Consider the following 15,625-nt stretch of genomic DNA (forward strand, 5'->3'; position numbering starts at 1 on the left):
CGCGGGCCGGGCCGGGTCGTGTCGGGGAGCCGGCCGGCGCGGGGCGGTTCAGGACAGCCCCAGTTCGTCGTCGAGGAGGTCGAAGATCTCCTCGGCGGTCGCGGACTGGATCTGCCGCTCCTCGGCGGCGCTGTCCTGCGCACTGTGCGTTCCGTTCCACTTCGCCAGAAGGTCTCGCAGCCGGGACGTGATGCCGGCGCGTTCGATGTCGTCGGGGCCGACCGCCGCGAGGACCGCTTCGAGCCGGTCGAGTTCCGCGTGGACGGGCGGGCGTGCCTGGTCGTCGTGGCCGAGCCGCTCGCCGAGGTAGCGGGCGAGGGCTGCCGGGGACGGGTAGTCGAAGATGAGGGTGACCGGCAGCCGGAGTCCCGCGTGCGCGGTGAGCCGGTTGCGCAGGTCGACCGCCGTGAGGGAGTCGAAGCCCAGGTCGAGGAAGCCCCGGGCGGCGTCCACGTCGTCCGCGCCGCCGTGGCCGAGGACCGCGGCGACCTGGGTGCGGACCAGGTCCGTGAGCAGCTGGTCGCGTTCGTCGGCGGTGAGTCCGGCGAGGCGTGCCTCCAGGGACCCGGTGGCAGCGGCGCCGGGGCGGGTCCCGGCGGTGCTTCCGGTGCCGGCGGCACGGCGGGCCGGGGTGCGGACCAGGGAGCGCAGCAGCGGCGGCAGGGTGCCGTCGGCGGCCTGGGAGCGCAGGGCCGCCAGGTCGACGCGCATGGGCACGAGGACGGCGTCGTCGAGGGCGGTGGAGGTGTCGAAGAGGGACAGTCCCTCGTCGGGGGCGAGTCCGAGGACGCCGGAGCGGGCCATCCTGCTGAGGTCGGTGTCCTCCAGGGCTCCCGCCATGCCGCCTTCGGTGGCCCACAGGCCCCAGGCGAGGGAGGTGGCGGGCAGGCCGTGGGCGCGCCGGTGCTGGGCGAGGGCGTCCAGGAAGGCGTTGGCGGCGGCGTAGTTGCCCTGGCCGGGCGCCCCGAAGGAGCCGGCGACGGACGAGAAGAGGACGAAGGCGGTCACCGCGCCGTCGGCGGTCAGCTCGTGGAGGTTCCACGCGGCGTCGGCCTTGGGACGCAGGACGGTGTCGAGGCGCTGCGGGGTGAGGGAGTCGATGATGCCGTCGTCGAGGACTCCGGCGGTGTGGACGACGGCGGTCAGCGGACGCCCGGCGGGTACGGCCGCCAGCACCTCCGCCAGCGCGTCACGGTCCGCGGCGTCGCACGCCGCCCACGTCACCGTAGCGCCCGACGCGACGATGTCGGCGGTGAGTTCGGCGGCACCGGGCGCGTCGGAGCCGCGTCGGCTGAGCAGCAGCAGGTGCCGCGCACCGCGCTCCGTGGCGAGGTGACGGGCCATCAGGCCGCCCAGGGTGCCGGTCGCTCCGGTGACCAGCACCGTCCCGTCGGGGTCGAAGGCGCGAGCCGAGGCCTCGGCGGCGTCGCGGGCGATGCGGCGCAGCCGGAACGCGTGGGCCTCGCCCGCCCGCAGGGCGAACTGGGGTTCGTCGGTGGTGAGCGCGGCGGGCAGGGCCGCCAGGGACGCGTCGGTGCCGTCGGTGTCGACCAGCACGAAGCGCCCGGGGTTCTCGGACTGCGCGGAGCGCACCAGACCCCAGACGGCGGTGTGGGCGAGGTCGGTGACGTGCTCGCTGTCGTCGGCGGCGACCGCGCCGCGGGTGACGAGGACGAGCCGTGCGCCGTCCAGCCGCTCCTCGGCGAGCCAGTCCTTGACCAGGGCGAGGGCGTGGTGGGCAGCCGTGCGTGCGCCCGCCGCGGGCGTGCCGTCGTCCGTGGCCGTCAGCGGTACGAGGACGACGTCCGGCGCCGGGGCGCCTGCCGCGAGCGCGGCGCGCAGCGCGGGAAGTCCGGGGTGGGTCTTCAGGGACTCGCCGCCGACGCGCAGGGCGTTGGCGTCCTCGCCGAGGACGGTCCAGCGCTCGCCGGAGGGGATCACGGCGGCCGGGAGGGGCAGCCTGGTCCATTCCACGCCGAACAGCGACTCGTGGTGGGCGGCCCGGTCCTCGCCGATCTGCCCCGCGGTGACGGGCCGCAGGACGAGGGAGTCGACGGAGGCGACCGGCGCGCCGGACAGGTCCGCCAGGTACAGGGCCACTCCCCCGGACTCCGCGGAGGTCAGGCGGACGCGGACGGCGGCGGCGCCGACCGCGTGCAGGCGTACGCCGGTCCAGGCGAAGGGCAGCCGGGCGCCTTCCCCCTCGCTGTCGGCGGTCTCGCGCAGGCCGATGGCGTGCAGGGCCGCGTCGAGCAGCGCGGGGTGGATGCCGTACTCGGCGGCGTCGGTGGTGTGCTCCTCGCCGAGGGCGATCTCCGCGAACGTCTCGTCACCGCGCCGCCAGACGGCCCGCAGGCCCTGGAACACCGGGCCGTAGCCGAGTCCGGCGGCGGCAGCGGCCGGGTAGAACGCCTCGGTGGGGACGGGCTCCGCGCCGGGCGGCGGCCACGCGGCCAGGTCCGGTGCGTCCGCGGCGGCGGCGGTGGACGCGAGGATTCCGGCGGCGTGCCGGGTCCAGGGCGTGTCGGAGTCCTCGTCGGCCCGCCGGGCGTAGAGGGTCAGGCTGCGCCGGCCCTCGTCGTCGGCTGCCTCCACCGCCACCTGCAGCTGGACGGCTCCCTGTTCGGGGAGGACGAGCGGTGCCTCGACGGTGAGTTCCTCCAGCGTGCCGCAACCGCACTCGCTTCCGGCGCGCAGGGCCAGTTCCACGAAGGCCGAACCGGGCAGCAGGACGGTGTCCATGACCGTGTGCTCGGCCAGCCACGGGTACGCGGCAAGCGACAGGCGCCCGGTGAGGACGAGCCCGTCGGAGGCGGGCAGTTCGACGGCGGCGCCGAGCAGCGGGTGGTCGGCGGTGCCGAGGCCGGCGGCCAGGACGTCCTCGGCGCCGAGGCCCACGTCGAGCCAGTAGCGCTTGCGCTGGAAGGCGTAGGTGGGAAGGGCGACGCGCCGGGCACCGGTGCCCGCGAAGTACGCCTCCCAGTCGACGGTCGCGCCGTGGACGTGGGCGCGGGCGACGGCCGTGACGAGGGTCTCGGCCTCGGGCCGGTCGTGGCGCAGGACGGGGGCGAAGACCGCCTCGTCGCCGGTGTCGCCGGTGAGGCAGTCCTGGGCCATCGCGGACAGCGCGCCGTCGGGGCCGAGTTCGAGGTAGGTGGTGACGCCGGCCGCTTCCAGGGCGCGGACGCCGTCGAGGAAGCGGACGGCCTCGCGGACGTGCCGCACCCAGAAGTCCGCGGAGCCCATCTCGTCGGTGACGACGGCCCCGGTGAGGTTCGAGACGACCGGGATGCGGGGGGCGTCGTAGACCAGGCCCTCGGCGAGCTTGCGGAAGTCCGCCAGCATGCCGTCCATGTGCGGGGAGTGGAAGGCGTGACTGACGCTCAGGCGCTTGGACTTGCGATCCGGGAACGACTCCGCGATCGCGACCGCCGCGTCCTCGTCACCGGCGATCACCACGGACCGCGGCCCGTTGACGGCGGCGATGCTCACCCGGTCGGTGAGCAGCGGCAGGACCTCGTCCTCCGAGGCCTGCAGTGCGATCATCACGCCCCCGGCGGGCAGCGCCTGCATCAGGCGGCCCCGGGCGGCGACCAGTTCGGCGGCGTCCTGGAGGGACAGCACGCCCGCGACGTGGGCGGCCACGATCTCGCCGACGGAGTGGCCGGCGACGAAGTCCGGCTTCAGACCGAGCGATTCGACGAGGCGGAACAGCGCGACCTCGACGGCGAAGAGCGCGGGCTGGGTCCAGCCGGTGCGGTCGAGCGGGTCCGCGTCGGCGGCGAACAGGACGTCCTTGAGCGGGCGGTCGAGGTGCCGGTCGAGTTCCGCGCAGACCTCGTCCAGGGCTGCCGCGAACACCGGGTGCGTCGCGTACAGCTCGCTGCCCATGCCGGGCCGCTGGCTGCCTTGGCCGGTGAAGAGGAAGGCCGTGCCGCCCGTGCGGGCGGTGCCGCGCAGCAGTCCGGCGGTGTCCTCGCCGCGGGCGAGGGCGTCCAGGCCGCGCAGGAGGCCGTCGCGGTCCGCGGCGACGAGCGCGGCGCGCTGTTCCAGCGCGGAGCGGGTCGCGGCCAGGGAGTAGGCGATGTCGCCCGCGCCCTGGGCGGGTTCGTCGCGCAGGTGCGTGTACAGGCGGCGGGCCTGGGCGCGCAGCGCCTCCTCGCCGCGTGCCGACACGAGCACCGGGACGAGGCCGTCCTCGGCCTCCGCCTCGGGGGCGGGGGCGGGTTCGGGGGCCTGCTCGATGATGGCGTGCGCGTTGGTGCCGCTGATGCCGAAGGACGACACGCCGGCCCGCCGCGGGCGGCCGGTCTCGGGCCAGGCGGTCTGCTCGGTGAGCAGGGACACCGCGCCCGACGACCAGTCGACGTGCGGGGTGGGCTCGTCCACGTGGAGGGTCTTCGGTACGACGCCGTGCCGCATCGCCAGCACCATCTTGATGACGCCCGCGACACCGGCGGCGGCCTGCGTGTGACCGAGGTTGGACTTCACCGACCCGAGCAGCAGCGGGCGGTCGCCGGTGTGCTCCTGACCGTAGGTGGCGAGCAGGGCCTGCGCCTCGATGGGGTCACCGAGCGTGGTGCCGGTGCCGTGCGCCTCCACGACGTCGACGTCCTTCGCGGCCACACCGGCGCCCGCGAGGGCGGCGCGGATGACGCGCTGCTGCGAGGGGCCGTTGGGCGCGGTCAGGCCGTTGCTGGCGCCGTCCTGGTTGACGGCGGAGCCGCGCACGACCGCCAGGACCGGGTGGCCGTTGCGGCGGGCGTCGGAGAGGCGTTCCAGCAGGAGCATGCCGGCGCCCTCGCCCCAGCCGGTGCCGTCGGCGGCGGCCGCGAACGACTTGCAGCGGCCGTCGGCGGCCAGGCCCCGCTGGCGGCTGAACTCGATGAACGTACCCGGCGTGAACATCACGGTCACGCCGCCCGCCAGGGCCAGCGAGCACTCGCCGCGCCGCAGGGCCTGCGCCGCCAGGTGCAGGGCGACCAGCGAGGAGGAGCACGCGGTGTCGACGGTGACCGCGGGACCCTCCAGGCCGAAGGTGTACGAGACGCGGCCCGACACGACGCTGCTGGAACTGCCGGTGCCGAGGTAGCCCTCGACGCCCTCGGGCACGGCGTGCAGGCGCGCGCCGTAGTCGTGGTACATCACGCCGGCGAAGACGCCGGTGCGGCTGCCTCGTACGGAGGACGGCGCGATCCCGGCCCGTTCGAAGACCTCCCACGTGGTCTCCAGGAGCAGGCGCTGCTGCGGGTCCATGGCCAGCGCCTCGCGCGGCGAGATGCCGAAGAAGTGGGCGTCGAACTCGGCGGCGTCGTGCAGGAAGCCGCCGCCGCGGGCGTAGCTCGTGCCGCGGCTCTCGGGGTCGGGGTCGTACAGCGCCTCGGTGTCCCAGCCGCGGTTGCGCGGCAGGGGCGTGATGCCGTCCGCGCCGGCCGTCAGGAGCTCCCACAGGTCCTCGGGGCTGCGGACGCCTCCGGGGTAGCGGCAGCTCATCGCCACGATGGCGATCGGCTCGTCGTCGGCGGCCGCGGGCGCCGGGGCGGCCTCGGCCGCCGCGGGCGTGTCACCGGTCAGTTCGCCGCGCAGATGGCGGGCGAGGACGGTCGGGTCGGGGTAGTCGAAGATCAGCGTCGCGGGCAGGCGCAGCGCGGTCGCGGCGGCCAGCCGGTTGCGGAACTCGACCGCGGTCAGCGAGTCGAAGCCCAGTTCCTTGAAGGCGCGGCCCGGCTCGACGGACGCGGCACCCGCGTGTCCCAGGGTCGCGGCGACCTCGGTGCGGACGAGGTCGAGCACGGCGCGGTCCCGCTCGGCCGCGGGCAGCGCGGAGAGCCGTGCCCGCAGTTCGGTCTGGGCCGCGCCGGTGGCGGCGGAGGCGTCGACGGTGCGCCGGGCCGTGCCGCGGACGAGGCCGCGCAGCAGCGGCGCGAGCGTTCCGGCCGCCGCCAGCACGCGCAGCGCCTCGGCGTCCACCCGCATCAGGGCGACGGACGGCTCGGGCAGGGTGAGCGCGGTGTCGAACAGCTCCAGGCCGTCGGCGGCGGTCAGCGGCGGCAGACCGGCGCGGCGCATCCGGTTGACGTCGGTGGCGGCGAGGGACCCGGCCATGCCGTCGGCGACGTCCCACAGACCCCAGGCCGTCGAGGTCGCGGGCAGTCCGCGGGCCCGGCGGTGCTCGGCGAGGGCGTCGAGGAAGGCGTTGGCGGCGGCGTAGTTGGCCTGCCCGGGGCCACCGAAGAGCCCGGAGGTGGACGAGAAGAGCACGAACGCGGTCAGGTCCGCGCCCTGGGTGAGCTCGTGGAGGTGGAGGGCGGCGTCGACCTTCGGGCGCAGGACGGCGGAGAGCCGCTGCGGGGTCAGCGAGGAGACGACGCCGTCGTCGAGGACGCCGGCGGTGTGCACGACGCCGGTCAGCGGGTGCTCGGCGGGCACTGCGGCGAGGACGGCGGCGAGCGCGTCCCGGTCGGCGACGTCGCACGCGGCCCAGGTCGCCTCGGCGCCGGAGGCGGCGAGGTCCGCGACGAGCGCGGCGGCGCCGGGCGCCTCCGCGCCGCGCCTGCCGACGAGCAGCAGCCGCCGCACGCCGTACCGGTCGGCCAGGTGCCGGGCGACGAGGCCGCCGAGCGCGCCGGTGGCGCCGGTGACGAGCACCGTGCCGTCGGGCCCGAAGGCGGGACCGCGGTCGCGGGCGTCGTCGTCCTGAGCGGTTGTGGCTGTCGTAGGGGTCGTGCGGTTCTCGACGCGTGCCAGGCGCGGCACGAGCACCGTGTCGCCGCGCAGGGCGAACCGCTCCTCGTCGCCGGCGAGGGCCGCCCGCAGGGCCCGACCGGTGCGGTCGTGGCCGTCGGCGTCGATGTCGACGAGGGCGATCCGGCCCGGGTTCTCGGTCTGCGCGGAGCGCAGCAGGCCCCACACGGTCGCCGCGGCCAGGTCGTCCACGCCGGCCGTGTCGGTGGCCATCGCGCCCCGGGTCACGACCACCAGGCGGGAGGCGGCGAAGCGGTCGTCCGCGAGCCAGGTCCGGGCGAGTTGGAGCGCCTCGTGCGCGGCCTCGTGCACGACCGGCGCGGGAACGGTCCCCGGGTGGGCGGCGAGGACGGTGACGACCTCGTCGGGGACGGCCGCCCCGGCGTCGACGGCCGCGATCAGCGCCGCGAGGTCGGCGTGGACGTCGGCGTCCGTACCGGCGAGCAGGGCGCGGGCCTCGTCGCCGAGGGCGGCCCAGCGGACCGGGGAGCCGTCCACGGGGGCGGTCAGGCCCGGCAGTTCCGTCCAGAGGGGGCGGAAGACGGACTCGTGGTAGGCGGGCCGCGCCGCCAGCTGGTCGGCGGTCACCGGACGCAGCCCCAGGGACTCGACGGCCGCGACGGGCGCGCCGGAGGCGTCCGCGATCTCCAGCCGGACGCCTTCGGCCCCGGCCGGGGTCAGGTGTACGCGCAGCGCGGCGGCACCGCCCGCGTGCAGGGACACCCCGGTCCAGGCGAACGGCAGGCGTCCCTGGCCGTCGTCGGCGCCGATGCCGCCGAGGCCGATGGCGTGCAGCGCGGCGTCGAGCAGGGCCGGGTGCAGCCCGAAGCGGCGGGCCTCCTCCTCGACGCCCTCGGGCAGCCGTACCTCGGCGAAGATCTCCTGGCCGCGCTGCCAGGCGGCCCGCAGGCCGCGGAAGGTGGGGCCGTAGGCGAAGCCGATGGCGGCGAGGCCGTCGTACCGGCCGTCCAGGTCCAGCGCTCGGGCACCGGCCGGGGGCCACTCGGCGAGGCCGCCGCCGGCCGGCGGCCGGCCCCCCTCGCAGAGCACACCGGCGGCGTGCCGGGTCCACGGCTCCTCCGCGGCGGCACCCTCGGGGCGCGAGTGCAGGGCGAGCGGACGGCGTCCGGTCTGGTCGGGGGCGCCGACCCACAGCCGCAGTTGGACGCCGCCGGTCACGGGGAGCACCAGCGGCGCTTCGAGGGTCAGTTCCTCCAGGTAGTCGCAGCCGAGCTGGTCGCCGGCACGGATCGCGAGCTCGACGAAGGCCGTACCGGGCAGCAGGACGCTGCCGAGGATGGCGTGGTCGCCCAGCCAGGGGTGGGTGGACAGGGCGAGCCGTCCGGCGAACACCATCCCGTCGGACTCCGGCAGGGCGACCCCGGCGGTCAGCAGCGGGTGCGCGGTGTCGTCGAGGCCGATCGCCTCGACGTCGCCGAGGTAGAGGGAGGGCAGGGCCGGCCAGTAGCGCTGCCGCTGGAAGGCGTAGGTGGGCAGGTCGACGCGGCGCGCGCCGGTCCCGGCGAAGTACGCGGCCCAGTCCACCGCCACGCCTCGCACGTATGCCTGCGTCAGCGCCGCGACGGCGGTCTCGGCCTCGGGGCGCGAGGAGCGCAGCACCGGGGCGAAGGTCGCGTTCCCGCCGGTCAGGCACTCCTGGGCCATCGCGGACAGCACGCCGTCGGGGCCGAGTTCGAGGTACGTGGTGACGCCCGCGGCCTCCAGCGCACGGACACCGTCAAGGAAGCGTACGGCGTCGCGGACGTGCCGCACCCAGAAGTCGGGCGTGGCCATCTCGTCGGTGACCTGGGCGCCGGTGAGATGGGAGACCACGGGGATGCGCGGGGCTTCGAAGGAGAGCCCGGACACCACCTCGCGGAAGGCGTCGAGCATGCCGTCCATGTGCGGCGAGTGGAACGCGTGACTGACCGTCAGACGCTTGGACTTCCGGTCCCCGAGGGAATCCACGATCCCGACAGCGGCATCCTCGTCACCAGCGATCACCACCGCCTGGGGGCCATTGACGGCCGCGATGCTCACGCGCTCGGTCAGCAGCGGCAGAACCTCGTCCTCCGAAGCCTGCACGGCGATCATCACACCGCCGCCCGGCAGCGCCTGCATCAACCGCCCGCGAGCGGCGACCACCGTGCACGCGTCCTCCAGCGACAGCACCCCCGCCACGTGCGCGGCGGCGATCTCACCGATGGAGTGGCCCGACACGAAGTCCGCCCGCACGCCCCACGACTCCAGCAGCCGGAACAGCGCCACCTCGACGGCGAACAGCGCCGGCTGCGTGAACTCCGTGCGGTCGAGGAGGTCCGCGTCGTCGCCGAACAGCACGTCCTTCAGGGGCACTTCGAGGTGCGTGTCGATGTGCGCGCACACCGCGTCGAGCGCGTCCGCGAACACCGGGTACGTCGCGTACAGCTCCCGGCCCATGCCGAGCCGCTGGCTTCCCTGGCCCGTGAACAGGAACGCCGATCTGCCGCCCGCCGGGGAGCCCGTCAGCACCTGTGCGGCCGACCGGCCCTCCGCGAGTGCGGCGAGCCCGGCCAGCAGTCCGGCGGCGTCGGCGGCGACGACCGCGCCGCGCCGTTCGAAGGCGGTGCGGCCGGTGGCGAGGGAGAACCCCAGGTCCTCCGGGCGCAGAGCGGGGTCGGCCTCGGCGCGGGAGTGCAGGAGGCGTGCCTGGTCGCGCAGGGCGTCGTCGGTCCTGGCGGAGAGCACCCACGGCACGGGGCCGGCGAGGTACGCCGCGGGAGCCGCCGACTCAGCGGCGTCCGGGGCCTGTTCGACGATCGTGTGGGCGTTGGTGCCGCTGATACCGAAGGAGGAGACACCGGCCCGCTTGGGCCGCCCGGTCTCGGGCCACTGCCGGGCCTCGGTGAGCAGGGTGATGTCGCCGGTCGTCCAGTCGACGTGCGGGGTGGGCGCGTCCACGTGCAGGGTCGCGGGGAGCACGCCGTGCTCCATGGCGAGCACCATCTTCATGATGCCCGCGACACCGGCCGCGGCCTGCGTGTGCCCGAGGTTGGACTTGACGGACCCCAGGAACAGGGGCTGTTCGGGCGACCGGTCCTGGCCGTAGGTGGCGAGCAGGGCCTGGGCCTCTATGGGGTCGCCGAGCGTGGTGCCGGTGCCGTGCGCCTCGACGGCGTCCACGTCGCCGGCCGCCAGACCGGCGCTCGCCAGGGCCTGGCGGATCACCCGCTGCTGGGACGGGCCGTTGGGCGCGGTGAGGCCGTTGCTGGCGCCGTCCTGGTTCACGGCCGAGCCGCGGACGAGCGCGAGCACCGGGTGGCCGTTGCGCCGCGCGTCCGACAGGCGCTCGACGAGCAGCATGCCGACGCCCTCGCCCCAGCCCGTGCCGTCGGCCCCGGCCGCGAAGGCCTTGATCCGGCCGTCCTCGGCCAGGCCCCGCTGACGGCTGAAGTCGATGAAGGAGGCGGGCGTGGACATCACGGTGACGCCGCCCGCCAGGGCCATGGAGCACTCGCCGGCGCGCAGCGCCTGCATCGCCCAGTGCAGGGCGACCAGTGACGAGGAGCAGGCGGTGTCGACGGTCACCGCCGGGCCCTCCAGCCCGAGGACGTACGAGATGCGGCCGGAGACGACGCTCGCGGTGTTGCCGGTGCCGATGAAGCCCTCGGCGCCGCCGGGGGCGGCCAGGATGACGTTCAGGTAGTCCTGGCCGTTGGTGCCGGTGAAGACGCCGATCTGCTCGCCGCGGACGGTCGTGGGGTCGATGCCGGCGCGCTCGAAGGCCTCCCAGGATGTCTCCAGCAGCAGCCGCTGCTGCGGGTCCATCGCCAGCGCCTCACGCGGCGAGATCCCGAAGAACGCGGGGTCGAAGTCAGCCGCGTCCTGGAGGAACCCGCCCTCGCGGACGTAGCTGGTGTCGCCGGCGGCCTCGGGGTCGTAGAGCCCGTCGAGGTCCCAGCCGCGGTCGGCGGGGAAGCCGGTGATGGCGTCGCGGCCGCCGGCGAGGAGCTGCCACAGGTCCTCGGGGCTGCGGACGCCGCCGGGGAAGCGGCAGCTCATCGCGACGATGGCGATGGGGTCGTCGTCGGTGGCCGGGGCGGCGGTGACGCGGGCGCGGCGGGCCGCGTCCGTGACCTGGCCGCCGAGCACCTCGCCGCGGAGGAAGTCCGCGAGGGTGTGGGAGTTGGGGTAGTCGAAGATCAGCGTGGCGGGCAGCCGCAGGCCGGTGCGGGCGGCGAGGCGGTTGCGGATCTCCACGGCCGTGAGCGAGTCGAAGCCGAGGTCCCGGAAGACGGTGCCGGGGTCGACGGACTCCGGTCCGGCGTGGCCGAGGACGGCCGCGACCTGGGCACGGACGAACTCCAGGGCGAGGGCGTCGCGTTCGCCTTCCGGGGCGTCGGCCAGCCGGTGGGCGAACGTGTCGCTGTCGCCCGCGGGGTCGGCGGCCGTCCCGGGCGCGGCGGCGAGCGCCTGCGCGGCCTCGGGGAGGTCGGCGATCAGCGGGCAGGGACGCACGGAGGCGAGCCCGGGGGCGAGCAGCTGCCAGTCGATGTCGGCGACGACGGCGGAGGTCTCGTCCAGCGCGAGCGCCGAGCGCAGCGCCGCGACGGCGAGGTCGGGCGGGAGCGCCGGCAGGCCCGCGAGGCGCAGCCGCTCGGTGACGAGTTCGCCGGTGGCCATGCCGCCCTCGGCCCAGGCGCCCCAGGCGAGCACGGTGGCGGGCAGTCCGTCGGCGCTCCGCTGCTCGGCGAGGGCGTCCAAGTGGGCATTGGCGGCCGCGTAGTTGGCCTGGCCCGCCGCGCCGAAGGTGGAGGCCACGGAGGAGAACAGCACGAACGCGGACAGGTCGAGGTCGCGCGTCAGCTCGTGCAGGACCTGCGCGGCGTACGCCTTGGGCCGCAGGACGTCCGCGAGGCGGCGCGGCGTCATGGCGTCCAGGACTCCGTCGTCGAGGACGCCTGCGGCGTGGACGACGGTGGTCAGGGGGTGCTCGGCGGGGATGCCCGCGAGCAGGGCGGCGACCGCCTCGCGGTCGGCGACGTCGCACGCGGCGAAGGTGACCTCGGCGCCCAGGGCGCCCAGTTCTGCGGCAAGTTCGCCGGTGCCCTCGGCGTCCGCGCCGCGGCGGCTTACGAGCAGGAGGTGGCCGGCACCCGCGCGGGCGAGCAGGCGTGCCACATGCCGGCCGAGGGCTCCCGTGCCGCCGGTGACCAGCGCGGTGCCGGTGGTCGTCCACTCGGCGGCGGGGCGCTCCTGGCGGGTGGCCCTGACGAGCCTGCGGACGAGGACCCCGGTGGAGCGCACGGCGAGGTGGTCCTCGGTGCCGGGGGCGCCGAGGATGTCGGCGAGCCTGCCGGCGGCGCGGTCGTCGGGCGTCTGCGGCAGGTCGACCAGGCCGCCCCAGCGGCCGGGCAGTTCGAGTGCGGCGGTGCGGCCGAGGCCCCAGACCGCGGCCTGGGCGGTGCTGGCGAGGCGGTCGGAGCGGCCGGTGGAGACCGCGCCCCGGGTGGCGTTCCACAGCGGCGCCTCGGCTCCGGCGTCGCCGAGCGCCTGGACGAGGGCGGCGGTGGCGGCGAGGCCGGCGGGCAGGGCCGGGTCCTCGGGGTGCGGCCGCTCGTCGAGGGCGAGGAGGGACAGGACGCCGGCGAACTCGCCCGGCGCGGTGCCGTCCTCCTCGAGGCGCCGGGCGACGGCCGTACGGTCGTCGGCGGCCGGGTCGAGAACGAGCGTGCGCACGGTGGCGCCGCGCGCGGTCAGGATCTCGCGGGCGGCGCGCGCCCACGGGTCGTCCTCGTGCGCGGTCGGCAGCACGAGCAGCCACTGCCCGGTGAGCCGTCCGGGCGGCAGGTCGGTCAGCGGCTTCCACTGGACGCGGTAGCGCCACCGGTCGATCCGGTCGCTGTCGCGGTGGCGGCGGTGCCAGGCGGACAGGGCGGGCAGCACGGCGCTGAGCGGCTGGTCGCCGTCGATGCCGAGGGTGTCGGCGAGCGCGGCCAGGTCCTCGCTGTCGACGACCTCCCAGAACCTGGCGTCGGTGGCGGAGGGCCGGCCGTCCTCGGGGAGTTCGGTCAGGTAGGAGAAGGCGTCGCGCGGCCAGTACGCCTCGCGCTGGAAGGCGTAGGTGGGCAGGTCGACGCGCCGGGCGCCGGTGCCGGCGAACAGCGCGGTCCAGTCCGGGGACTGCCCGCGCGCGTGGGCGCCGGCGACGGCCGCCACCAGCGACCGGGCCTCGGAGCGGCCGGTGCGCAGCGCGGGCAGGAAGGCCGCGGCCCGGTGCCCGGTGACGGTCCGGCACTCCTGGCCCAGGGCCGAGAGGACTCCTCCGGGGCCCAGTTCGAGGTACGTGGTGACCTCGCGGCTCTCCAGCCGACGGATGCCGTCGAGGAAGCGGACGGCTTCGCGGACGTGGCGCACCCAGTAGTCGGCGGAGGCCATGTCCTCGCCGGCCAGGTCGCCGGTGAGGTTGGAGACGACCGCGATGCCGGGCGCGTGGAACGACAGCCCGGCCACCACGTGGCGGAACGCTTCGAGCATGCCGTCCATGTGGGGCGAGTGGAAGGCATGGCTGACCGTCAGCCGCTTGGACTTGCGGCCCTCGAACCGGTCGACGATGCGGGCGGCCGCGTCCTCGTCACCGGCGATGACCACCGACCGGGGGCCGTTGACGGCGGCGATGCTCACGCGGTCGGTGAGCAGCGGCAGGACCTCGTCCTCCGACGCCTCCAGCGCGATCATCACGCCGCCGGTGGGCAGCGCCTGCATCAGCCGGCCGCGGGCCGCGACCAGCGTGCACGCGTCCTCCAGCGAGAACACCCCGGCCGCATGCGCGGCGGCGATCTCGCCGATCGAGTGCCCGGCCAGGTAGTCCGGCCGGATGCCCCAGGACTCGACGAGCCGGAACAGGGCCACCTCGACGGCGAACAGCGCCGGCTGGGTCCATTCGGTGCGGTCGAGGAGGTCCGCGTCGTCGCCGAACAGCACGTCCTTCAGCGGCCTGTCGAGGTGTGCGTCCATGTGCGCGCACACCGCGTCCAGCGCCTGCGCGAACGCCGGGTACGTCTCGTACAGCTCCCGGCCCATGCCGAGCCGCTGGCTGCCCTGGCCGGTGAAGAGGAAGGCGAGCTTGCCCTCGCCGGCGCTCCCCTCGACCACGTCGGCGGAGGTGTCCGCCCCGGCCAGTGCGGCGAGTCCGGCGAGCAGTCCGTCGCGGTCGTCGGCGACGACCGCGGCCCGGCGGTCGAGGGCGGCGCGGGTGAGCGCCTGCGAGTACGCGACGTCGCCGACGCGGAGGTCCGGGTGGGCGGTGACGTGGGCGTGCAGCGCGGCGGCCTGCGCGCGCAGGACGGCCTCGGTCCGGCCGGACAGGACGACGGGCAGGACAGCCGGCGCGGTCGACTGACCGGTGTGATCGGCGGGTTCCGCCGCCTCCGCCGGGTCGGACGCGGTCTCGGCGCTCTCCAGGATGACGTGCGCGTTGGTGCCGCTCATACCGAAGGACGAGACGCCGATGCGGCGCGGCCGGTCGCCCTCGGGCCACGGGCGCGCCTCGGCGAGCAGCGACACCTCGCCCGCCTCCCAGTCCACGTGGGGCGTCGGCTCGGTCAGGTGGAGCAGGCGCGGCAGCACGCCGTGCCGCATCGCCATCACGCTCTTGATGACACCCGCCACACCGGCGGCGGCCTGGGCGTGGCCGATGTTCGTCTTGAGCGAGCCGACCCACAGCGGCTCGCCGTCGGGGCGGTCCTGGCCGTAAGTGGCGAGCAGGGCCTGCGCCTCGATGGGGTCGCCGAGGCTGGTGCCGGTGCCGTGCGCCTCGACGGCGTCGACCTCGTCAGGGGTGAGCCGGGCGTTGGAGAGCGCCTGAAGGATGACACGCTGCTGGGACGGGCCGTTGGGAGCGGTGAGGCCGTTGCTGGCGCCGTCCTGGTTCACGGCCGAGCCGCGGACCACGGCGAGGACGGGGTGCCCCTTGCGGCGGGCGTCGGACAGCCGCTCCACCAGGAGCACGCCGACGCCTTCGGAGAGGCTGAAGCCGTCGGCCTCCGGGGAGAACGCCTTGCAGCGGCCGTCGTCGGCGAGGCCCCGCTGCTTGCTGTAGTCGACGAAGGTGCCGGGGGCGGACATGAGCGTGGCGCCGCCCGCGAGCGCGAGCGTGCACTCGCCGTTGCGCAGCGCCTGGACGGCCAGGTGCAGGGCGACCAGCGAGGACGAGCAGGCGGTGTCGACCGTCAGCGCCGGCCCCTCCAGGCCGAAGGTGTAAGAGAGCCGGCCGGACGCGACGCTCGCCGCGTTGCCGATGCCGATGTAGCCCTCGATGTTCTCGGACGAACTGAGCAGCGCCGCCAGGTAGTCGTGGTTGCTGGTGCCGACGAACACGCCGACCTGCTTGCCGCGCATCGACGTCGGGTCGATGCCGGCCCGCTCGAACGCCTCCCACGACGTCTCCAGCAGCAGCCGCTGCTGGGGGTCCATCGCCAGCGCCTCACGCGGCGAGATCCCGAAGAGCGACGGGTCGAAGCGGGCAATGTCGGAGACGAAGCCGCCCTGGTCGGCGTAGCTGGTGCCCAGGTGGTCGGGGTCCGGGTGGAACACCGCCTCCAGGTCCCAGCCGCGGTCCGCGGGGAACCCGGAGATCGCGTCGACGCCCTCGGCGGCGATCCGCCACAGGTCCTCGGGCGACGTCGCGCCGCCGGGGTAGCGGCACGCCATGCCCACAATGGCGATCGGCTCCTGGCTCTTCGCCTCGGCGTCCCGCAGCCGCTGACGCGTCTGATGCAGATCCGCCGTCACCAGCTTCAGGTAGTCCCGCAGCGTCTCTTCATTCGCCATTTAACGCAACCACCTATTTTGCAGCAGGCGCCGTCAGAAAATTATCGGAAATCCGGGAATCGCATCTGGT

At 75.5% G+C, this 15,625-nt stretch carries 1 protein-coding gene; it reads right to left on the bottom strand.

The features are described from left to right. Positions 1–48 precede the first annotated feature (48 nt). On the bottom strand, positions 49–15,555 hold the full coding sequence (locus tag ACIP64_RS37635; RefSeq protein WP_401596284.1) for a type I polyketide synthase: 15,507 nt from the start codon (positions 15,553–15,555) through the stop codon (positions 49–51). Positions 15,556–15,625 lie beyond the last annotated feature (70 nt).

The sequence above is a fragment of the Streptomyces sp. NPDC088733 genome (assembly GCF_044751185.1).
Taxonomy (GTDB): Bacteria; Actinomycetota; Actinomycetes; order Streptomycetales; family Streptomycetaceae; genus Actinacidiphila.

Coding starts and splice junctions, on each gene's coding strand:
- ACIP64_RS37635 (WP_401596284.1), bottom strand. CDS start 15,555: ATGGCGAATGAAGAGACGCTGCGGGACTACCTGAAGCTGGTGACGGCG.